20 protein-coding genes are annotated in these 19,980 nt (G+C 34.3%); 14 read left to right on the top strand and 6 right to left on the bottom strand.

Annotation, left to right across the window (positions count from 1 at the left end; genetic code table 11):
• The 3 genes from ASG22_RS09330 (at position 1) to tpiA (ending at position 2,395) form a co-directional block, all read left to right on the top strand.
• Positions 1 to 1,113, top strand: a complete 1,113-nt coding sequence (locus ASG22_RS09330; protein ID WP_055983287.1) for a BT_3928 family protein — start codon at positions 1 to 3, stop codon at positions 1,111 to 1,113.
• 66 nt (positions 1,114 to 1,179) lie between these two features.
• A complete protein-coding gene (locus ASG22_RS09325; RefSeq protein ID WP_055983285.1) occupies positions 1,180 to 1,527 on the top strand; it encodes a TerB family tellurite resistance protein in 348 nt (115 codons plus the stop codon).
• Between the two features lie 106 nt (positions 1,528 to 1,633).
• Positions 1,634 to 2,395, top strand: a complete 762-nt coding sequence (gene tpiA / locus ASG22_RS09320) for a triose-phosphate isomerase (RefSeq protein ID WP_055983284.1) — start codon at positions 1,634 to 1,636, stop codon at positions 2,393 to 2,395.
• 53 nt (positions 2,396 to 2,448) lie between these two features.
• On the opposite strand, the gene ASG22_RS09315 is transcribed toward tpiA, so the two are convergent.
• From ASG22_RS09315 to dnaG, 5 genes are all read right to left on the bottom strand, one after another.
• Positions 2,449 to 2,670, bottom strand: a complete 222-nt coding sequence (locus ASG22_RS09315; protein WP_055983282.1) for a hypothetical protein — start codon at positions 2,668 to 2,670, stop codon at positions 2,449 to 2,451.
• Positions 2,671 to 2,821: 151 nt separating this feature from the next.
• The gene (locus ASG22_RS09310; RefSeq protein WP_055983280.1) at positions 2,822 to 4,084 is read right to left on the bottom strand and encodes an esterase-like activity of phytase family protein; all 1,263 of its coding nucleotides are present in this window, start codon (positions 4,082 to 4,084) and stop codon (positions 2,822 to 2,824) included.
• A gap of 135 nt (positions 4,085 to 4,219) precedes the next feature.
• Positions 4,220 to 4,768, bottom strand: a complete 549-nt coding sequence (locus ASG22_RS09305) for a type 1 glutamine amidotransferase domain-containing protein (RefSeq protein WP_055983278.1) — start codon at positions 4,766 to 4,768, stop codon at positions 4,220 to 4,222.
• A 605-nt stretch (positions 4,769 to 5,373) separates the two neighbouring features.
• Positions 5,374 to 6,060, bottom strand: coding sequence for an ATP-dependent Clp endopeptidase proteolytic subunit ClpP (gene clpP, locus ASG22_RS09300; RefSeq protein WP_055983275.1), 687 nt, complete (start codon positions 6,058 to 6,060; stop codon positions 5,374 to 5,376).
• Positions 6,061 to 6,163: 103 nt separating this feature from the next.
• Positions 6,164 to 8,140: a DNA primase gene (gene dnaG, locus ASG22_RS09295; RefSeq protein WP_055983273.1), complete on the bottom strand. Its 1,977-nt coding sequence runs from the start codon at positions 8,138 to 8,140 to the stop codon at positions 6,164 to 6,166.
• Between the two features lie 77 nt (positions 8,141 to 8,217).
• Here dnaG and tsaE point away from each other — a divergent pair, with 77 nt between their 5' ends.
• The 11 genes from tsaE to ASG22_RS09240 all read left to right on the top strand — a co-directional run bounded on the left by tsaE (position 8,218) and on the right by ASG22_RS09240 (position 18,341).
• Positions 8,218 to 8,625: a tRNA (adenosine(37)-N6)-threonylcarbamoyltransferase complex ATPase subunit type 1 TsaE gene (gene tsaE / locus ASG22_RS09290; RefSeq protein WP_055983271.1), complete on the top strand. Its 408-nt coding sequence runs from the start codon at positions 8,218 to 8,220 to the stop codon at positions 8,623 to 8,625.
• Between the two features lie 70 nt (positions 8,626 to 8,695).
• A complete protein-coding gene (locus tag ASG22_RS09285) occupies positions 8,696 to 9,889 on the top strand; it encodes an alanine dehydrogenase (RefSeq protein WP_055983269.1) in 1,194 nt (397 codons plus the stop codon).
• Complete coding sequence (locus ASG22_RS09280) at positions 9,889 to 10,260, top strand: hypothetical protein (RefSeq protein WP_055983267.1); 372 nt, start codon at positions 9,889 to 9,891, stop codon at positions 10,258 to 10,260. The genes ASG22_RS09285 and ASG22_RS09280 overlap by 1 nt, the downstream gene beginning before the upstream one ends.
• 9 nt (positions 10,261 to 10,269) lie before the next feature.
• Entirely contained in the window at positions 10,270 to 11,040 is a 771-nt protein-coding gene (locus tag ASG22_RS09275) for a sensor histidine kinase (RefSeq protein WP_082504979.1), read from the top strand.
• The gene (locus tag ASG22_RS09270; protein ID WP_055983265.1) at positions 11,018 to 11,728 is read left to right on the top strand and encodes a LytR/AlgR family response regulator transcription factor; all 711 of its coding nucleotides are present in this window, start codon (positions 11,018 to 11,020) and stop codon (positions 11,726 to 11,728) included. The genes ASG22_RS09275 and ASG22_RS09270 overlap by 23 nt, the downstream gene beginning before the upstream one ends.
• 124 nt (positions 11,729 to 11,852) lie before the next feature.
• Positions 11,853 to 14,144: a cation:proton antiporter gene (locus ASG22_RS09265; protein ID WP_238586887.1), complete on the top strand. Its 2,292-nt coding sequence runs from the start codon at positions 11,853 to 11,855 to the stop codon at positions 14,142 to 14,144.
• A gap of 305 nt (positions 14,145 to 14,449) precedes the next feature.
• Positions 14,450 to 15,295, top strand: a complete 846-nt coding sequence (locus ASG22_RS09260; protein ID WP_055983263.1) for a prephenate dehydrogenase — start codon at positions 14,450 to 14,452, stop codon at positions 15,293 to 15,295.
• Between the two features lie 128 nt (positions 15,296 to 15,423).
• Entirely contained in the window at positions 15,424 to 15,690 is a 267-nt protein-coding gene (locus ASG22_RS09255) for a DUF2089 family protein (protein ID WP_055983260.1), read from the top strand.
• 4 nt (positions 15,691 to 15,694) lie between these two features.
• The gene (locus tag ASG22_RS09250) at positions 15,695 to 16,099 is read left to right on the top strand and encodes a PH domain-containing protein (RefSeq protein ID WP_055983258.1); all 405 of its coding nucleotides are present in this window, start codon (positions 15,695 to 15,697) and stop codon (positions 16,097 to 16,099) included.
• A 5-nt stretch (positions 16,100 to 16,104) separates the two neighbouring features.
• Complete coding sequence (locus ASG22_RS09245; RefSeq protein WP_055983256.1) at positions 16,105 to 16,674, top strand: YIP1 family protein; 570 nt, start codon at positions 16,105 to 16,107, stop codon at positions 16,672 to 16,674.
• 17 nt (positions 16,675 to 16,691) lie between these two features.
• Positions 16,692 to 18,341: a serine hydrolase domain-containing protein gene (locus tag ASG22_RS09240; protein ID WP_055983253.1), complete on the top strand. Its 1,650-nt coding sequence runs from the start codon at positions 16,692 to 16,694 to the stop codon at positions 18,339 to 18,341.
• A 60-nt stretch (positions 18,342 to 18,401) separates the two neighbouring features.
• Here the strand turns inward: ASG22_RS09240 and ASG22_RS09235 are convergent, their stop codons facing one another.
• On the bottom strand, positions 18,402 to 19,820 hold the full coding sequence (locus ASG22_RS09235) for an L-serine ammonia-lyase (RefSeq protein ID WP_055983252.1): 1,419 nt from the start codon (positions 19,818 to 19,820) through the stop codon (positions 18,402 to 18,404).
• Positions 19,821 to 19,980 lie beyond the last annotated feature (160 nt).

The raw sequence follows: 19,980 nt of genomic DNA, 5'->3' as shown, positions 1-19,980 counted from the left end.
ATGATCAAAGGTTTATTACGTTTCATTATCGCCATAATATTTATTCTTTCTGGCTTTGTAAAAGCTGTGGACTTGGTAGGTTTTTCATTTAAAATGGAAGAATACTTTGCTCCTAATGTCTTTGATATGCCTTTTTTGGAAAAATTCGCTCTTCCACTTTCTGTATTTGTGGTTGTTTTGGAACTATTTTTAGGATTTATGCTGTTGGTAAAACTGAAACTTAAATTCACTTTATCAGCTTTAATTGCCCTTTGTATTTTCTTTGGTTTCCTTACATTCTATTCAGCTTATTTCAATGTAGTAACAGATTGTGGCTGTTTTGGAGATGCAATAAAATTCACACCTTGGCAAAGCTTTATTAAAGATATTGTTCTGCTTGTTGGCTTAATCATCGTGTTTATTCTTTACAGAAATGACTTTAAGAAAACAGATGCTTACAGTTATAGTGATAAAAAAGAATCTTCAAATACATTGAGATATATTCTTTTGGGGGTATTTTCGATTGTAATGATTTTAGTTGGCGCTCACGGGATTGTTCATGAACCCGCTATTGATTTCCGTGATTATAAAATCGGAACAGACTTAAAAGCTGAGAAGGCAAAAATCAATAAAAATCCATCAGAATACAAAACTTTTTATTCTCTTAAAAACTCAAAAACGGGAGAAATTTTAAAGGTAAATCAGGACGATTATATTAAAGAAACAAAATATTGGGCAGAAGATTCACCCTGGAAAATTGAGGAAGGAAAAAATGAGTCTGTTTTGGTAAAAGAAGGTTATAAATCTGAAATTGCAAAATTTAAAATCGAAGATCCAACCGGATTGGATATGACCCAGGAAATTATCAATGCGCCTAAAGCAATTTTGGTTTTCTCCTATCATCCACAAGATATTTCTCCTGAACTGTTAAAGCAAATTGAGGGTAAAGTGAAAGCTCAGAAAGCGAGTGTAGTGTATGGAGTTTCTACGCTGCCGAATACTTTTAAAACGATTAAAAATGCTATGATGGACGGAACTGCCATCAAAACAATCGCCAGAAGCAACCCATTTGTTTTAATTTTACAAAACGGAAAAATTATTGACAAACAGCCCGCAAAAGATTATTTAAAATAGTCAATTGTGGAATGGTAAATCGTCAATTTTAAAATATAAATAATTAACTATCAATTCAATTTATAAATGCAAAAATCAAATAAATCTATCGCCGGTTATCATTTGTTAATGATCCTTTCGTCTGTAGACGGAGAGTTTGCTCCTGAGGAAGGAATGCTTGTTCAGCAGTATTTAGCCGATGAATTTCCTTTCAAAATCAATCTGGATGATGAGCTTGAAGTCATTGCCTTGTTGAAGCCAGAAGAATGGAAAGGTCATTTTGAATTTCATGCCCGTTGTTTCTTCGACGATTCTACTGAGGAAGAACGTTTGAGCTTTATTCAATTTGCAAAAACTTTAATTAAAGCGGATAATATTGTGACCGATGAGGAACATACTTTCTACACACTTTTGAAAAATCTTTGGAATATATAATTAATTGAGACACTAGATATTAGAAGTTAGATATTAGTTTTAAAACACTTTGATATTTCTAACTTCTCATTTCTAATCTCTAACTTCTAAATAAAAAAATAGATCTATGAGAAGAAAAATAGTTGCAGGAAACTGGAAAATGAACAAAAATGTAATTGATGCCCAACAATTGATGGTTCAATTACTAAGCTATAAAAACAATAATGCAACCAACTGTGAAGTTTGGATTGCACCTCCGTCTTTATATTTGGTGATGGCAAAAGATATTTTCGAAAAAGACGAAATCGGAGTATTTGCACAAGATATCAGCGAGCATGAAAGCGGAGCGTACACAGGAGAAATTTCTGTAGATATGTTGGAATCAATTGATGCAACAGGTTCTTTGATCGGACATTCTGAAAGAAGACAATATCACGGTGAAAATGATACTCAATGCAATAAAAAGGTGAAATTAGCTTTAGATAAAGGTTTAATTCCGGTTTATTGTAATGGCGAAACTTTGGAACAAAGAAAAGCAGGACAGCATTTTGATGTTGTAAAAACTCAGACTGAAACGGCACTTTTCACACTTTCTGCAGAGGAAATTAAAAAAGTGGTGATTGCTTACGAGCCGGTTTGGGCAATCGGAACTGGTGAAACTGCTACTCCTGAACAAGCTCAGGAAATTCACGCTCACATCAGAAGCATTATTGCTGGAAAATACGGGCAGGAAGTTGCTGATGAAGTTTCGATCTTATACGGAGGTTCTGTAAAACCAGACAATGCAAAAGAGATTTTCTCTCAACCTGATATCGACGGTGGTCTGATTGGAGGAGCAGCGTTGAAACTGGAAGATTTTTCTAAAATTATTGAAGGATTTAATTCGTAATAGAAATTATACAACACATGGAAACCACCAAATCTGGTGGTTTTTTATGTTATTTATATTATTTTAAAGTTAAAAATAAAATAATGAATCTGATAGTTAATGGTTTTTCCTGATAAAAAGTAGACATAAAGTTTCTTCTGAAAAATCGTTAAAAAAGAAGTAAAAAGCGTGTAAGAAATTTGGTATTCTTCTGTGTTATCAGGAATTATAACTCCGTAAAATCCTTCAATTTCAACGGCAATAAAATCTAAAAAATTATTTTTGGATACTGACATGGCTCATCTATTTGTGTTCGAGCAATATACAAATAATTTTCATTTTCCGATATGGAAACTGTAAATTTCAATATAAAATTTTAACACATAAAGAAAGCACAATAAAAAAGTCTCCCAAAACTGAGAGACTTTTCATATAATTTAAATAAATTTACTGAATATCAACTATATACATTGTTCCTTTATCCTGCTTGCCGGTTTTAGGAAGAATTTTGGTTTTAGGATTTCCGTTTCCATCGTCTACAACACCAAAATCATCGTCGTTGAAAACAGCCAATTTATTATTTCCAAGATATACAATTCCTTCAAATTTATCATGTTCGTAACCAATTTTAGCAACTAAATCGACTGCCAATGTTTTAGTAACAGGTTTTAATCCTGCAGCTGTAATTTCATCCCAAGTAGATTGCTCAAGAGTTTTTCCGTTGATTTTCATTCCGTCAACTGCCGCCAAATCTGTTCCTGATACATCAGAAGCTCCCGAAAGATTAATTCTGTAGACTTTTTTAGTTCCACCAACAGATCCGAAATTACCATCTCTTTCAATTACCAAAAACTCGGTATTGCTAATCGGAGTAATATCGCAAACAGAATCTGAAGCTCCGCCGTTTTGTTTATATAAATATTGTTTGGTCTGTCCTGTTGCCAAATCAAAAGTCACAATTCTTGTTAATGTCGTATTGGTTGCCAACACTTTTGTAGGAACATACATTGTCGACTGCATCGTACCGACCAGCATTTTTCCGTCCGGCGTCATACACATTCCTTCCATTCCGCGGTTGGGTCTTCTTTTAGCAAAAACGGCAGGAAGTTTTCTCGTTCCTGTATTTACACCAATCGGACTAATTCTCTCCATTTCAACTCCTTCCGCACTATAATGAACGATGTGCGGCCCATACTCATCTGAAACCCAAAAAGTTCCATCTGCTGCTGCCACAATACTTTCACTGTCTAATCCAAAATTATCTGTACTTAACAAACTTCCGTCTGCTCCATAAGCAATTTCGCCTGTACTTCCCAATCCTACGGGATTTGGTAAACCTGTAATTAATTGTCCTGAAGGATTTTTAAGCTTGATATATTTAATCACTTCAATATTTCCTTCTGCATTAATCTTGAAATGCATAATAGTTGGGGTAAAATTGGGTACCAAAAATTTAATACCATTTAAATACGCCGTATTCGGACCACGATCGGTAATCACATAAAATTCTCCTTTTCGAGTCGGATGTGCCGTTGCACCAGATCCGAAACCTCCGTTGATAACATTTACTCCGTTTAGAGTTGCTAAAGTAGAAAAAGGAAATTCCTGAGGAAGTTTAGAATAATTAATATCCTGGTTGTTTACAGTATCGTCGTTGTCACAAGATGCAAGAGTCATGAATGCAAGAACAGGCAATAATATTTTTTTCATAATTACTTTTATGGCTGCGAAAGTAGGTATTGATTGTAAACTGATCTTGAATTCAATAATAATTGTATTTTAATTTTTTCATAAAAAAGACCCAGATTTAATCTGGGTCTGATACAAAATAACTTTAAATAAAAATTACAAAGTCTGCTTTTCGTGTTTTCCTTCTTTAATTTCTTCTACCATTTTGGCGTTAAAAGCGGGAAGATCTTTCGGAGTTCTACTCGTCACTAAGCCATTATCTGCGACAACTTCGCTATCCTCCCAATTAGCCCCGGCATTTTTCAAATCTTTGCTGATTGAATCTACGGAAGTCATATTTCTGCCTTCCACAACCTCAGCATTAATTAAAATCTGCGGACCATGACAAATTGCTGCCACAAGTTTATGCTGTTGGAAAAAATCTTTTACAAAAGACAAAGCCGTTTCGTTTGTTCTTAATTGATCCGGATTAATAACTCCGCCAGGCAAAACCAAAGCATCATACTCAGAAGCTGAAACTTCGTCTAATATTTTATCAACTTTATATTCCTGTCCCCAGTCTTTTTCTGCCCAAGCTTTTATCGTTCCTGATTTTGGACTGATAATGTGTGCCGTCCAGCCTTGCTGTTCTAGATATTCTTTGGGTGATTTTAATTCGCTTTCTTCGAAGCCATCTGTTGCTAAAATTGCAATTTTCTTTGACATAATTGTATGATTTAAGTGTTGTGACTTATTATTGGAAAAATGATGCCGTTCTTGATTTTGAAATTGATAAAAATTGTTAAAGTATTTTTTTTGACTGCCGAATCTGTCTAAACTAATTTTAAATTTAACCACAAAAAAGACAAATTGAGACTTATACGTTTTTACTATTTTAAATTATAGAATTACTTTAAACTAATGCTTTGTGCATTTTGAAAAATTTTAATGTTAGATACGTCAATTCGAATGTTTTTCGCAGCGAAACGCAGAAAAATGTATAGAGAATAGATCTGCCTTCAATTACAAACTTCTCGATACGATTTTTCAAAAAGCTACTCGAAGTGACGAAAGTACATCAAAGTGCACAACGGGTTTTAAATTATTATTGATGGTTTATAATTCCGACTAAAGCCCTAGCCCAGATTGGAGCAATTGTTTGAGCTCATTTTAGTTATTAGGTTTCGGCGGCTTCGCCGCCGAAACCTAATAACTAAAATAGCGAGTGCGGAAAGCTGGAAAAAGCTCCTAAAAATCATTCGTATAAATATGTACACAACAAAAAAACGCATCAATTTTTGATGCGTTTCTTAATTATTCTTTACAGAAAATTATTTCTTGTCTTTCGATCTTTGCAAAACTTCGTCTACCATTCCAAAATCTTTTGCTTCGGTAGAAGTCATCCAGTAATCTCTATCAGATGCTTTTTCAACCCACTCGTAAGACTGCCCTGAATGATCTGAAATAATGTCATATAATTCTTTTTTCAGCTTTAACATTTCTCTCAAGTTGATCTCCATATCAGAAGCAACACCTTGCGCTCCTCCAGACGGCTGGTGAATCATTACTCTTGAGTGTTTAAGCGCAGAACGCTTTCCTTTTTCACCTGCAACAAGCAATACAGCTCCCATAGAAGCAGCAATACCAGTACAGATTGTTGCAACATCCGGCTTGATAATCTGCATTGTATCATAAATTCCTAATCCCGCGTAAACGCTTCCACCAGGAGAATTGATATAAATTTGAATATCTTTTGAAGGATCTGCACTTTCTAAGAATAAAAGCTGTGCCGTTACAATATTAGCAACCTGATCGTCAATTCCTGTTCCCAAGAAAATGATTCTGTCCATCATCAAACGGGAGAAAACGTCCATCTGAGCAACGTTTAATCTTCTTTCTTCCATGATGTATGGAGTAAGATTCGTTGGACCATACATTCCCATATACTGATCGGTAGCCAAACCGCTATTTCCTAAATGTTTCGTAGAGAAATCTCTGAATTCTTTTTTAATGTCCATATTTCTATTGGTATTATTTTAAATTTTTCTAAAGTGTAAATTACAACTTTTATTCCTAAAATTTTTATAAGACTTTTTGTCACAGACGTAAATAAAAAAAGCTTTATCTGCCAGTATAAATTCCTGTAATAGCAGAATAGTCCAGCATTTTTGCTAATTCTATGGAAACTAAAGTCAGCATCTGAATTTTTTTCAATGATTCAAAATATTTTACCTCATCAGAATCTGAAAATTCCGTGAGCTGTTTTTGAGTTTCACCAATTAAAAATTTAACATATCTGAATTTATGAATTAAAATATCTCCGGCAACCTGTTCCGGAATTCGGTCTCCATAGTTTGGGGAATGAATATTTCTTGTTTCCCAATCGTGCAGTTCATTATAAATATTCATGAATTTTACGGCTGCGCTGCTCAATTCTTCATCCATTAAACCAAAAAAGAAATTTCCCTGCCTTAATTCATCTTTATTGATCCCATCTTTAATTTCAGAAACGATACGTTTATTTAATTCAATTTGAAACTCGTAATTATCTTCTTCGAAATGATTGATAATTTCCTCAATTACCGTAATATCATAGTCTTTATTATCGGGAGTTTTTCTGTGAAGCACAACATCTCCATAATTAAGCATATGGTTGATCAGATCATTTTCAAGTTTGGTTACATTAAAAATAATATGATTGGTTTCATCTTTCGGTTTTTCAACAACTTCTAATTTCGTCGGCTGAGCTTCTACTCTCGCCTGAGTTTTCTGATGTTGATTTTGAGTAATCTGTTTCTGAACATCCAATTCATTAAACAAACTCTGCTCAGACAGTCCGAATTTATTGGAAACTTCTTTAAGGTAAACCTCTCTTTTTAAAGCATTTTGAACAAAACCAACCGATTTTACAATATCACGAATCGCTTCAGCTTTTTTTATTGGATCGTTTCCGACTTCTTTTAAAAGGATTTCAGCCTTAAAATCAATAAAATCCATCGCTTCATTTTCGATGAACTTTTCAACATAGTCCTGCGGATGTTTCCGGGCAAAAGAATCAGGATCATCACCATCGGGAAACAGCATCACACGAATATTCATTCCTTCCGTCAGCAACATATCGATACTTCGGAAACTTGCTTTGATACCGGCATTATCACCGTCGAAAAGGATTGTTACGTTTTCGGTAAGTCTTTTGATAAGCTTAATCTGCTCCGTTGTCAAAGAAGTTCCTGAACTTGCGACAACGTTTTCAATTCCTGACATGTGAAGCGAAATCACGTCCATATACCCTTCCACCAAAAGACAGACATTTTTTCTGGAAATTGCCTGTTTGCTTTGATTTAATCCGTAAAGGACATTAGATTTATGATAAATTTCCGTTTCGGGAGAGTTGAGATATTTTGCGGTTTTAATGTTATTTCTAAGAATTCTTGCTCCAAAACCCAATACTCTTCCGGAAAAACTGTGAATCGGGAACATTACCCTTTCACGGAAACGATCGATTCCGTTCGGAGCATTTTCAGGGAAAATAGATAATCCTGATTTTTCTAAAATTTCTTTTGAATATCCTTTTTCAAGCGCAAATTCGGTAAAACCGTTTTTCTTTTCGGGAGAATATCCAAGCTGGAATTTTTTGATGATGTCATCCCGAAGTTCACGCTCTTTAAAATACGATAAACCAATTGATTTGCCTTCCTCTTCTTCCCAAAGAAAATTTTGAAAATAATCGTTCGCTATTTCATGAATTTTATAAAGCGTATCTCTTTCAGACTGTGCATTTTTTGCTTCTTCGGAGAATTCACGCTGATCTTCTTCAATCTCGATTCCGTATTTTTTGGCTGCGTGACGAAGTGCTTCAGGATATGTGAAATTTTCGATTTCCATTAAAAAAGAAATCGCTGTTCCGCCTTTTCCCGTTGAGAAATCTTTCCAGATCTGCTTACTCGGTGACACGACAAAACTCGGTGATTTTTCTTCGTGGAAAGGACTCAATCCTTTAAAGTTAGACCCTGCCCTTTTCAACTGCACATATTCACCCACAATCTCTTCTACACGGATTGTGGAAAATATTTTATCAATGGTCTGCTTAGAAATCATTCAGCAAAAATACGTAAAATAGAAGTTTCATTATATAAATCTAATAGTTTATAATTAATTTTACAGCAAATTATTCTATGCAATTTAATATTAAAAATATAGAAGACTGGCAAAATGTCGTAACAGAAATTCTTCCTGAATTTCAACATAATATCCTTTTACTGAAAGGAAATTTAGGTGCCGGAAAAACAACTTTTACTCAATTTTTATTGAAAAATCTGGGTAGTGAGGACGAAGTGAATTCACCAACATATTCTATTGTGAATGAATATAATACTCCAAAAGGGAAAATTTATCATTTCGATTTGTATCGTCTGAAAAACATTAAGGAAGTCTATGATATTGGGATTGAGGAATACTTAGACAACGCCTTTTTATGCATCATAGAATGGCCGGAAGTATACGAAGATGAACTGTACGGACTTAAATACCACGAAATGAGCATCATCAATACGGGAGAAAACAGAGAAATCACTTTCGAGTAAATATTATGTATCTTTGCTATTGAATTTAACTGTAAAATAACGATCTGTAAGAATCTAATTAATTGAAAGGATGAGTACTACAAATATTTTTACTCCTTTTACCGAAGAGGAACTGATGCCAAAAGAGGAAAAGCTGGAAGTCATCAGAAAAGGAAGACAATTCAGCATAGGTATTCCCAAAGAAACCTCTCTGAATGAAAGAAGAACCTGTATAACACCAGATGCCGTGCAGGTTTTAGTAGAAAGTGGTCATGAAATTATCGTAGAATCAGGAGCCGGACAAGGTTCATTTTTTACAGATTTACAATATTCTGAATCGGGAGCAAGAATTACAAATGATCCTAAAGAAGCTTTTTCTCAGGATTTGATTCTAAAAGTCAATCCACCCACAGAAGACGAAATTGATTATATGAAACCCAATACTTATTTGGTTTCAGCACTTCAGATTAATTTAAGAGATAAAGATTATTTCTTAAAATTAGCAGAGAAAAAAATCAACGCCATTGCCTTCGAATTTATTGTTGACGAATACAAACAACTGGCTTTAGTGAGATTGGTCGGCGAAATTGCAGGAACGGTTTCCATTCTGTATGCATCCGAATTATTAGCGTTATCAAATGGTCTCATGTTAGGCGGAATCACAGGAGTAAGACCTGCCGAAGTGATCATTTTAGGAGCCGGAATCGTAGGAGAATTTGCCACAAAAGCAGCTATTGGTTTGGGCGCAAGTGTAAGAGTTTTCGATAATTCACTTTCAAAACTGAGAAGACTACACACATTGGTAGACAGCAGAGTTCCGACTTCAATTATTGATCCAAAAGAACTTAAAAAAGCGTTGAGACGAGCAGATGTTGTGATTGGAGCTTTACCAAGATTAAACATGACTCCTATTGTAACCGAAGATATGGTTATGAAGATGAAAAAAGGCAGTGTCATCATCGATATTACCATTGACAACGGAAAAGTAATCGAGACATCCGAACTGACAACCATGGAAGATCCCTACATCATCAAACATGGTGTAATCCATTGCGGACTTCCGAATCTTACGTCAAGAATGCCGAGAACGACAACAAAAGCGATTTCTAATTTCTTTCTTTCCTACATTTTAAATTACGACGAAGAAGGCGGTTTCGAAAATATGCTGGTTCGCAAAAACGAAATGAAACAGAGTCTTTATATGTACAAAGGCAGACATACGAAGAAAAGTATTTGCGACCGTTTCGGACTTACTTATCATGATATCAATCTTTTAATTTTCTAATGAAAAAACTCAAATTCTTCGCCATTGGACTTATTCCGGGGCTTGCCATCGTATTTTTTGTATTGAATAAAAAAGGTGCGAGCTGCAGCGGTTATCTTCCCAACAGCCGTGTCATTGCCGAAACATTGTCTAAAGATTTTAAATATTCCGACAGTTTTAAAGCAGAAATGACTGCCTTAAAAATTGATGAGAAGTTTATAAAAGACAGCATTATCACCAACGGAAAAATAGATTTCGATAAAAGTCACGCACAGAAAAAACCGTGTCCTGATTATGTTCTGTTTTATCCTGAAAAAAATCCAACGTACGAAATTACTTACGAAAAGTGTGAGGAAACTACTGCTTTGAACACATTGAAAAAATTGAAATAAATTATTTCTATGGAAGGCAACTACTACATGATTCATGATTATCTGATCTTCATTGGAGTATTTGCTATTTTCTTTTTTGCAACGGTAAGTATTTATTTATTTAGCCAGAATCAGAAATTTAAGATAAGAAATGCCAAACTTTCCGAAGCCAATAAAATAATTGAACAACGATTAAACGAGGTTCAACTTGAGCATATCGGCACAAAACTGAATCCGCATTTATTCAAGAATATTTTAAATTCTGTTCAGTCACATGCGTATCAAACCTATATGTCGTTGGATAAACTGGCGAATGTTTTAGATTATATTTTATACGAAAGCAACAATAAATTTGTAAGTCCAAAGGATGAATTAAATTTCGCTTTAAGTTTAATTGAAATTAATAAAATAAAGGTAAATCCACTTTTTGATTTCAGAATTAAATCTAAGATTGATAAATCTGACACCGTTTACGAAGAGAAGATTTTTGCTCCGTTGATTTTAGTCGATTTGATAGAAAATGCTTTTAAACACACCGATTTTCTGGCACAGGATTCATTTATTTCAATTCAAATAGAACTTAAAGACGGAATTTTCATTATGAAAGTGAGCAACAAGGCTTCCGTAAAAAATATGCTGGAAAAAGAAAAAAGTGGTTTCGGAAGTCAGTCATTGGATCAACGACTGAAAATGATTTACAGTAATTTTTATTCGCTTCAGAAAAACTCAAAAAACGGTATCTTCACTGCGGAATTAACAATCAACTTAGGCGAATTCTATGATAAAATGCGTTATTCTTGATGATGAATTATTGGCAATCAGCTATTTAAAACTTTTATGCGAACAAATTGATAACGTGGAAGTTGTGAGAGCTTTTAATGATCCTAAAATATTTTTAAGCGAAATTGAGAATATTGATTGTAATGTCTGCATTCTCGACATCGAAATGCCAGGAATGAACGGTTTACAGGTTGCAGAACTGATTTCAGGCTCAAAAAAAATCATCTTTACCACCGCTTATAAAGAATATGCTGCTGAAGCTTTTGATTTGAATGTGGTTGATTACGTAAGAAAACCCATTAAAAAGGAAAGATTAGAGCAAGCTTTCGAAAAAGCAGCCGAATTACTTCAGACTTCGCACAAAAAAGACTTTATCGAATGGAATACCAATATCGGGAAAACCGTTATCTTCACTGAACAAATTGCCTACATCAAAACTTCAGAAATCGACAGCCGCGACAAAATCATTCTTTTGAATGACGGTACAAATATTATCCTGAAAAACCTTAATTTTAAGAATCTTCTCGAAATGCTTCCGCCAAAAGACTTCGCCCAGGTTAATAAAAAGGAAATCATTGCGCTGTCTGCTATTAAAGTTTTTTCAACCAACGAAATTATTACATCTATTCCTCTAGAAGGAGAGAATTTTTTAAAGTTACACATCGGTGAAGCTTATAAAAATTCGTTAGTAAAAATGTTCGGAAAATAATTTTTTACTTCGATTCATTTCTTTCCTCCTGTTTCATTACATTATTTAATCCATTTATTACATTTAAAAAAGAATCATATTCATCATAATTATATTCTTCTCAACTTTGCAGAAAATTGGAATCATGAAATTGGGAAAGTACAGGAATATTATTTTTTATGTCGCTACGATTATTTTTTTCTCATGCTTGATGTATTGGTTTTTCATTGAAGGAAAAACGCTGGAAATAGGAGAAAATATTGCTCCAAGTAAAGCCACAGGATCTACCATGTGGGAAAATTTTGTCGATTCATTTCTTACCAATCTTCATCATCCTTTAGCACTTCTTCTCGCCCAAATCGTTACCATCATTATGGTGGCAAAACTTTTTGGCTGGATCTGTGTGAAACTAAAACAACCTTCCGTAATCGGTGAAATGATTGCGGGAATTGTCCTCGGTCCATCTCTTTTCGGATTGTATTTTCCGGAACTTTCAGCATTTATTTTTCCTAAAGAATCATTAGGAAATTTACAGTTTTTGAGCCAGATCGGTCTCATTCTTTTCATGTACATCGTAGGAATGGAGCTTGATTTAAGTGTTTTGAGAAAAAGAGCGCATGATGCCGTGGTCATTAGCCATGCAAGCATCATTATTCCGTTTGCTTTAGGTGTTGGACTTTCCTATTTTATTTATAAAGAATTTGCCCCGGACGGCATTCAGTTTAGTTCGTTTGCTTTATTTATCGCTATCGCAATGAGTATCACTGCATTTCCGGTGTTAGCAAGAATTGTTCAGGAGAGAAATTTACATAAAACAAAGATAGGAACTGTTGTTATTACCTGTGCCGCAGCAGATGATATTACCGCCTGGTGTATTTTAGCAGCCGTAATCGCTATTGTGAAAGCAGGATCTTTTTCAGGATCTGTATTCGTTATTTTAATGGCAATTCTGTATGTTTTTATCATGATTAAAGCGGTACGCCCGTTTCTGATTCGAATTGCCGAATCACAAAAAGGAAAAGGCTTTATCAGCAAAGCATTGGTTGCTGTATTTTTCCTGATTTTAATTATTTCATCCTACGCAACAGAAGTTATCGGTATTCATGCACTTTTTGGAGCATTTATGGCGGGAGCGATTATGCCTGAAAATGTAAAATTCAGAAATCTTTTCATTGAAAAAATAGAAGATGTTGCCTTGGTTTTATTACTGCCTCTTTTCTTTGTATTTACGGGATTAAGAACGCAAATCGGATTACTGAACGATCCTCATCTTTGGAAAATCGGCGGATTCATCATTTTAACTGCAGTTACCGGAAAATTTGTAGGAAGTGCACTCGCTGCAAAATTCCTGAAATTAAGCTGGAAAGATAGTCTCACGATTGGTGCACTTATGAATACAAGAGGATTAACGGAGCTTATTGTATTAAATATCGGTTATGATTTAGGCGTTTTAGGTCCTGAATTATTTGCCATGCTGGTCATTATGGCATTGTTCACCACTTTTATGACGGGACCTTGCCTAGATCTCATCAATTATCTGTTTAAAGGCAAAAAATCAATGGTTGAAGATGACGAAGAAGACGATGATAACCATGCTAAATATAGAGTTCTCGTATCTTTTGAGACAGCAAAATCAGGAAGTACATTGTTGAAACTAGCCCATAATCTTACGCAGAAAATGAATGGAAATAAAAGTGTGACTGCAATGAATATTGCGCCTGTAGATGAACTTCACGCTTTTGATATTGATGATTTTGAGAAAGAACAGTTCAAAAATGTAATAGATACTTCGAATGAATTAAACCTGGAAGTCACTACCCTTTTCAAAGCATCCACTGATGTTGAAAATGACCTTGCGAATATAACCAATAAAGGAAATTACGATCTTCTTTTGATCATGCTCGGTAAATCGATGTATGAAGGAAGCTTGTTGGGAAGATTGCTGGGTTTTACTACAAAAATCATTAATCCCGAAAAATTATTAAACACCGTAAAGGGAAAAGGAAATATTTTTAACAATTCACCTTTTGACGATGTAACGCTTCAGCTGTTGGATAAAGCGACCATTCCGGTGGGAGTTTTGGTTGAAAAAGAATTTACTTCAGCGGATAAAGTTTTTGTTCCGATCTTTAATTTAAGCGATTTTTATTTGCTTGAATATGCGAAAAGACTAATCAATAATAACAATTCTCAAATCATCATTCTGGATGTTGCAGGACAAATCAGAAATAATATCGAGGTAAAAGAACTCATCAGAAGCATCGAACAGGTGGCACCCAATCATATCACTTTATATAACGAGAAGAAAATTGAGAAAGAATTTCTGAATTCTCAGGACTTAATGTTGGTCAGCAGTAAAAGCTGGAAAAACCTGATCGACACCAAAAGCCTTTGGTTATCGGATATTCCTTCGACATTGATTATCTCGAATCCATAATTATTGTCAATGGTGAATCTTGCTTCGCAAGTCAATGGTCAATTTTTTAAATTCATAATAAAATTAATTGACAGCAAAGCGAATTGACAACGATGTTTAATTGACTTTAAAATTAAATTTCAAAGCAAAATTCACCATTCACTTTTTTTATCTTTGATTAAAAATTATCTATCTTTGTCTTGTGATTACAAATAACAGAACATATTATTACGAAATTTTTAACTCCAATTTGGGATAAGGATTTCTTATATAGATAACACAAACCTCGTCCTTGGGCGGGGTTTTTTGATTTTAAAATGTAACAAATGAAAATAAGTATAATAGGGATAGGATTAATCGGCGGTTCAATCGCTTTAAAATTAAGACAAAAAGGAATTGCAGATTTCATTTACGGAATCGACAACAGCAACGAACATCTTAATGAAGCTTTAGATTTAAAAATAATTGATGAAAAAGCAGACTTAGAACATGGAATTAAAAATGTCGATCTAATAATTCTTGCTATTCCGGTGGATGCTGCAAGAAAATTATTGCCGAATGTATTGGATTTAATTTCAAACAATCAAACCGTCATGGATGCGGGATCGACAAAAGCCGGAATTGTAAATGCCGTAAAAGATCATCCTAAAAGATCCAGATTTGTGGCTTTTCACCCGATGTGGGGAACGGAAAACAATGGTCCGAAATCAGCTATTTCAGACAGTTTTTCGGGAAAAGCAGGTGTGATTTGCAATAAAGAAGAATCTGCAACAGATGCTTTGCAGTTGGTGGAAAAAATCGTTAAAAATTTAGATATGCATTTAATTTATATGAATGCAGAAGACCACGACATACATACCGCATACATTTCACACATTTCCCATATTACATCTTATGCGTTGGCAAATACCGTTTTGGAAAAGGAGCGTGAAGAGGAAACGATTTTCCAGTTGGCAAGTTCTGGTTTTTCGAGCACAGTTCGTTTAGCAAAATCTCATCCTGAAATGTGGGTTCCTATTTTCAAACAGAATAAAGAAAATGTTTTGGATGTTTTAAATGAACATATCGCCCAATTAAGAAAATTCAAATCGGCTTTAGAAAAAGAAAACTTCGAATATCTTGGAGAATTGATTTCAAATGCCAATAAAATACGTGGAATTCTCGATAAATAAAGATTTTAAAGCAACTAAACTTCCTATTCCGGAAGTTTTTTTATTTTCTTTATCAATTACTTTTTTAACTTTATTAAAAAATATTTTAATTTTATTCAAATTTATATTACTTTTACAAAAACAAAAGTATGAAACTACCTATAGTTTGTCCGAGTTGCGATCATACGCTTAATGTAAGTCAGATGAAATGTCCCAGTTGTAAAACTGAGGTCAGCGGTAATTATGAGCTTCCGGTAATTCTAAAGCTGAACCGTGATGAACAGGATTTCATTTTAAACTTTTTCCTGTCCAGCGGAAGCATCAAGGAAATGGCAAAACAGGCAGAACTTTCCTATCCCACAATGAGAAATAAAATGGATGATCTGATTGAAAAAATACAAAAATTAAACAGCTGATACGATGAAAAATATACCTGTGAGAATTGGTTGGGAACTTTTAATTCCTATTTTTTTAATTATTCTGCTCCCGATGTCCTTAGATACGAAAAATGGAAACTGGGAAGTAATGCTGGTACCTTGCGCAGTTTTTGGAGTCATATTATTGCTGATGTTCACCATTTTGTACAAGATCGATCATGAATTTCTATATATAAAGAATTCAATTTTCGGAACTACAAAAATCAAAATAAGTGAGATCTACAAAATAGAAAAAACCGGAAACATAATTTCTTCGCCTGCACCAAGCATTATCGGGCGTGTAGAAGTTTTTTTCACAAACGGAAGCATTATTATATCTCCGAAAAACTTCAGCGATTTAGAAAATGAGCTGCTTAAAATAAATCCAAATATTACTGGAAAAAAATAAAAACAATGAACTGGAAAACTATTTTTAATCCCTTTTTAAAATTTGATGAGAAAATTTTACTGGCAGTAGGAATTATCGTTTTTGCGATTAATATTTTCGGCTGTTATTATTCTGAAAGTGTGAACGACAGTATCTTTCATTACTCACCTTTAGGCAAAAATCAGGATATTTGGGATATTGTAAAAACGAATGGTTTAAGTTATATTTCTGCAATAGTCATTCTATTTATTCTCGGTAAAATTTTAAATGGTAAAACAAGACCTATCGATATTATCAACACGGTTTTAGTTTCTCAAATCCCATTAGTCATCATGCTACCGGTGAACGGATTACCTTTTTATAAAGCGGCATCGAGCAGCATTACCGAAAACATGGCACACCCTGAAAATATTCCTATTCAAAATATGGCAATAGTAAGTATTTGGGGATTTATTACTTTAATTTTCCTTATTTACAGCATTGTTTTGTATTATAATGGCTTTAAAACGGCAACCAATATCAAAAAATGGCAGCATATTGTACTTTTTGCCTTTGTATCAATCGTATGGACGGTTATTTCTCAATCTCTATTTTAATCTAAAAATTTAATTATATGAAAACCAAACTATTATGGGTGCTGATTTTATTAGCACAGACTTTTTACGCCCAGGAAATAACGGGCTCATGGATAGGTGATCTTGATATTCAGGGGATGAAACTTCCGCTTACACTTATCATTAAAAAAGAAAACAACAAGTACATTTCTGTTGCGGGAAGCCCCAAACAAAGCGATAAAGAAATCCCGGTTAACAAAACAGAATTTATCAATAACGAACTTATGTTTGAAGTTGAAAGTTTAAACGCTTCTTACAAAGGCCAATTTAAAAAAGATCATTTTGAAGGAACTTTTACTCAAAATTCATTTTCAGGTTCTTTAAATCTTTATAGAAATGATGGAAGTAAAACTATCAGCTCTAAAGATGTACAATTAAAAGATATTGGAAGCAGAGCCATTAATACTGCGAAAATTGATGATTATTTAAATTACATCGTTCTAAACAAGCAAGCAATAGGCAGTATTTCTATTTTTAAAAATGGTAAAGAAATTTATCAGAAAAACTTCGGTCAGGAACAATTACCCAATATAAAATGGGATACCAATACGGAATATCAGATTGGTTCCATCAGTAAAATGATCACTGCAGTGATGATCATGCAACAGGTTGAAAAAGGAAAAATCAACAGTAATGATAAACTATCGAAATATTATCCCGATCTTCCAAATGCTGAAAAAATCACTTTAAAGAGTATGTTAAATCATACCAGTGGATTGGGAGATTATGTTGGTCAGAATTATCAGTGGCTTTTTGAAAAACCGGTGGGTGACAAAGCTATTTTAGATGAAATAAAAAAACAAGGCGTGAGTTTTCAGCCGGGAGAAAAAACCAGATATTCCAATTCGGGGTATTATCTTTTGAGCAGAATTTTAGAAACTGTTACGAAAAAGCCTTACAATATTTTGCTGAAAGAAAATATAACTGATAAAGCCAATATGAAAAATACTTTTTCTGTGCTTGATAATCCTAAAAATGTATTCGCATCCTATGAAAACAATACAGGAAAATGGACAGAAATGCAGGATTTTGATTTTCACAACTGTATCGGTTTGGGAGACATCAGTTCTACACCCAACGATATGAACTTATTTATTAATGCTTTATTCAATTATAAGTTTGTAAAAAAAGAAACTCTTGACACCATGTTACCAAAATCTGATAAAAATTTCGGATTGGGAATGATGGCAGTTCCGTTTTACAATAAAGTTTCATTCGGACACGGTGGCGATACGGCGGGAACCCACTCCATTGTTTCATACAGTCCGGCTGAAAATTATTCTTTTGCCATAATGATTAACGGAGAAAAAATGTCGCATAATGAATTGTCAATTGGTATTCTGAACATTATGTACGACCAGAATGCTGAATATCCGAAATTTAGTGAGGTGAAAAATATTCCAAAACAAGAATTGCAGAAATATTCAGGAGATTATACGTCTGCAGATATTCCTTTGGGACTAAAAATATTTGTTAAAGATGAAACACTTTTTGCACAGGGAACAGGACAGACCGCTTTTCCTCTAGAATATGCCGATAAAGATCAGTTTAAGTATGAAAAAGCTGATTTAAAGCTAACTTTCTTTCCTCAGAAAAATGAACTCCAGATGCTACAGAGAGGAACAACATTTAATTTTAAAAAGAAATAGATAAAAGCAAATCCTTAGAAAATATTCTAAGGATTTTTTATTTCAATTAAATATTTAAACTTAACATTCCGGAACATTCACTGCAATTGCCAATCCTCCTTCCGACGTTTCTTTAAATCTGTCACTCATTGACAAAGCTGTTTCCCACATCGTCTGAATCACCTCATCCAAGCTAACTTTCGCTTTTACAGGATCACTTTCCAATGCAATATTAGCAGCCGTAATGGCTTTTATAGCGCCCATCGTATTTCTTTCAATACATGGAATCTGCACCAATCCTTTGATCGGATCACAGGTTAGGCCTAAGTGATGCTCCATGGCGATTTCGGCAGCCATTAATACCTGACCAACAGTTCCGCCAAGAATTTCTGTAAGACCTGCCGCCGCCATTGCCGAAGAAACTCCAACTTCTGCCTGACAGCCGCCCATCGCCGCAGAAATAGTTGCATTTTTCTTGAACAATGTTCCGATTTCTCCCGCTACCAACAAAAATCTTACAATATCATCCTCACTTATCGAATCTGTAAAAGCCTGAGAATACATTAAAACCGCCGGAATTACCCCACTTGCGCCATTGGTTGGAGCAGTGATAATTCTTCCGAAGCTTGCATTTTCTTCATTTACCGCTAAAGCAAAACAGGCAATCCATTTATTGATATTGGTAAAGTTTTCTTCGGCATCAACAACCTGCTGAAACCATTCGTCTTTATTTTTATAAATTTTATCTCCGAGAAGCTTTCTGTTGATTCCGGCTGCTCTTCTGGTAACATTTAAACCACCGGGAAGAATACCTTCTTTATTAACTCCTTTGTAAATACATTCTTTAATTTGCTGCCAAATGTAAAGCGCTTCCTCTCTTGTTTCTTCCTGTGTTCTCCAGCTTTCTTCATTAATTAAGATGAGATCTGAAATTTTGCCAAAACCCAACTGCTGACAGTATTTTGAAATATCCGAAGCTTTGTGACAGGGATATAATGTACGGACACACTGCTTTTCTATTGAGTTTTTCTCCTGGCTTGCAATAAAACCTCCACCCACAGAATAAAAATCCTGAACAAGCTCGGTTCCGTCTTCAAAAATAGCTTTGAAAATCATTCCATTGGGATGAAAATCAAGAGATTTTTTCATATTCAAGACCAGATGATGTCCGTAAATGAAAGGAATTTCTTTTTCGCCACCCAGATTTAGAATTTGAGTTATTTTTATTTTCTCAATTTTCTCATCAATTTTTGAAGTATTGATTGTTTTAAAATCTTCGCCATTCAAACCAAGCATTCCGGCAATATCTGTTCCGTGACCGATCCCCGTTTTTGCCAGTGAACCAAAAAATTCAAGAAAAACTTCTTTCACTTCAGCGATTGACCTTTCTCTTTTTATAATTCTTATAAATGCAGAAGCTGCATTCCAAGGTCCCATCGTGTGTGAACTCGACGGACCTATTCCTACTTTAATAATCTCAAAAACCGATATTGACTCCATATCAACAATGCATCATTTTAACCTAAACGCAAAGATACACGATAAATCGAGATGCAAAAGCCGGAGATGAAAAATCACCTCCGGCTTTCTAATTAAAACTATATGAACACTTGTAGATAACCTATTTTATGTGAATGATTAATTTTACTTTGCAAATTAA

This window comes from Chryseobacterium sp. Leaf405, assembly GCF_001425355.1.
GTDB lineage: Bacteria > Bacteroidota > Bacteroidia > Flavobacteriales > Weeksellaceae > Chryseobacterium.
This window is presented reverse-complemented; position numbering and strand designations above follow the sequence as displayed.

What these genes read in the sequence shown, in the direction of transcription:
- ASG22_RS09330 (WP_055983287.1), top strand. Translation starts at nt 1, where the DNA reads ATGATCAAAGGTTTATTACGTTTCATTATCGCCATAATATTTATTCTT.
- ASG22_RS09325 (WP_055983285.1), top strand. Translation starts at nt 1,180, where the DNA reads ATGCAAAAATCAAATAAATCTATCGCCGGTTATCATTTGTTAATGATC.
- tpiA (WP_055983284.1), top strand. Translation starts at nt 1,634, where the DNA reads ATGAGAAGAAAAATAGTTGCAGGAAACTGGAAAATGAACAAAAATGTA.
- ASG22_RS09315 (WP_055983282.1), bottom strand. Translation starts at nt 2,670, where the DNA reads ATGTCAGTATCCAAAAATAATTTTTTAGATTTTATTGCCGTTGAAATT.
- ASG22_RS09310 (WP_055983280.1), bottom strand. Translation starts at nt 4,084, where the DNA reads ATGAAAAAAATATTATTGCCTGTTCTTGCATTCATGACTCTTGCATCT.
- ASG22_RS09305 (WP_055983278.1), bottom strand. Translation starts at nt 4,768, where the DNA reads ATGTCAAAGAAAATTGCAATTTTAGCAACAGATGGCTTCGAAGAAAGC.
- clpP (WP_055983275.1), bottom strand. Translation starts at nt 6,060, where the DNA reads ATGGACATTAAAAAAGAATTCAGAGATTTCTCTACGAAACATTTAGGA.
- dnaG (WP_055983273.1), bottom strand. Translation starts at nt 8,140, where the DNA reads ATGATTTCTAAGCAGACCATTGATAAAATATTTTCCACAATCCGTGTA.
- tsaE (WP_055983271.1), top strand. Translation starts at nt 8,218, where the DNA reads ATGCAATTTAATATTAAAAATATAGAAGACTGGCAAAATGTCGTAACA.
- ASG22_RS09285 (WP_055983269.1), top strand. Translation starts at nt 8,696, where the DNA reads ATGAGTACTACAAATATTTTTACTCCTTTTACCGAAGAGGAACTGATG.
- ASG22_RS09280 (WP_055983267.1), top strand. Translation starts at nt 9,889, where the DNA reads ATGAAAAAACTCAAATTCTTCGCCATTGGACTTATTCCGGGGCTTGCC.
- ASG22_RS09275 (WP_082504979.1), top strand. Translation starts at nt 10,270, where the DNA reads ATGGAAGGCAACTACTACATGATTCATGATTATCTGATCTTCATTGGA.
- ASG22_RS09270 (WP_055983265.1), top strand. Translation starts at nt 11,018, where the DNA reads ATGATAAAATGCGTTATTCTTGATGATGAATTATTGGCAATCAGCTAT.
- ASG22_RS09265 (WP_238586887.1), top strand. Translation starts at nt 11,853, where the DNA reads ATGAAATTGGGAAAGTACAGGAATATTATTTTTTATGTCGCTACGATT.
- ASG22_RS09260 (WP_055983263.1), top strand. Translation starts at nt 14,450, where the DNA reads ATGAAAATAAGTATAATAGGGATAGGATTAATCGGCGGTTCAATCGCT.
- ASG22_RS09255 (WP_055983260.1), top strand. Translation starts at nt 15,424, where the DNA reads ATGAAACTACCTATAGTTTGTCCGAGTTGCGATCATACGCTTAATGTA.
- ASG22_RS09250 (WP_055983258.1), top strand. Translation starts at nt 15,695, where the DNA reads ATGAAAAATATACCTGTGAGAATTGGTTGGGAACTTTTAATTCCTATT.
- ASG22_RS09245 (WP_055983256.1), top strand. Translation starts at nt 16,105, where the DNA reads ATGAACTGGAAAACTATTTTTAATCCCTTTTTAAAATTTGATGAGAAA.
- ASG22_RS09240 (WP_055983253.1), top strand. Translation starts at nt 16,692, where the DNA reads ATGAAAACCAAACTATTATGGGTGCTGATTTTATTAGCACAGACTTTT.
- ASG22_RS09235 (WP_055983252.1), bottom strand. Translation starts at nt 19,820, where the DNA reads ATGGAGTCAATATCGGTTTTTGAGATTATTAAAGTAGGAATAGGTCCG.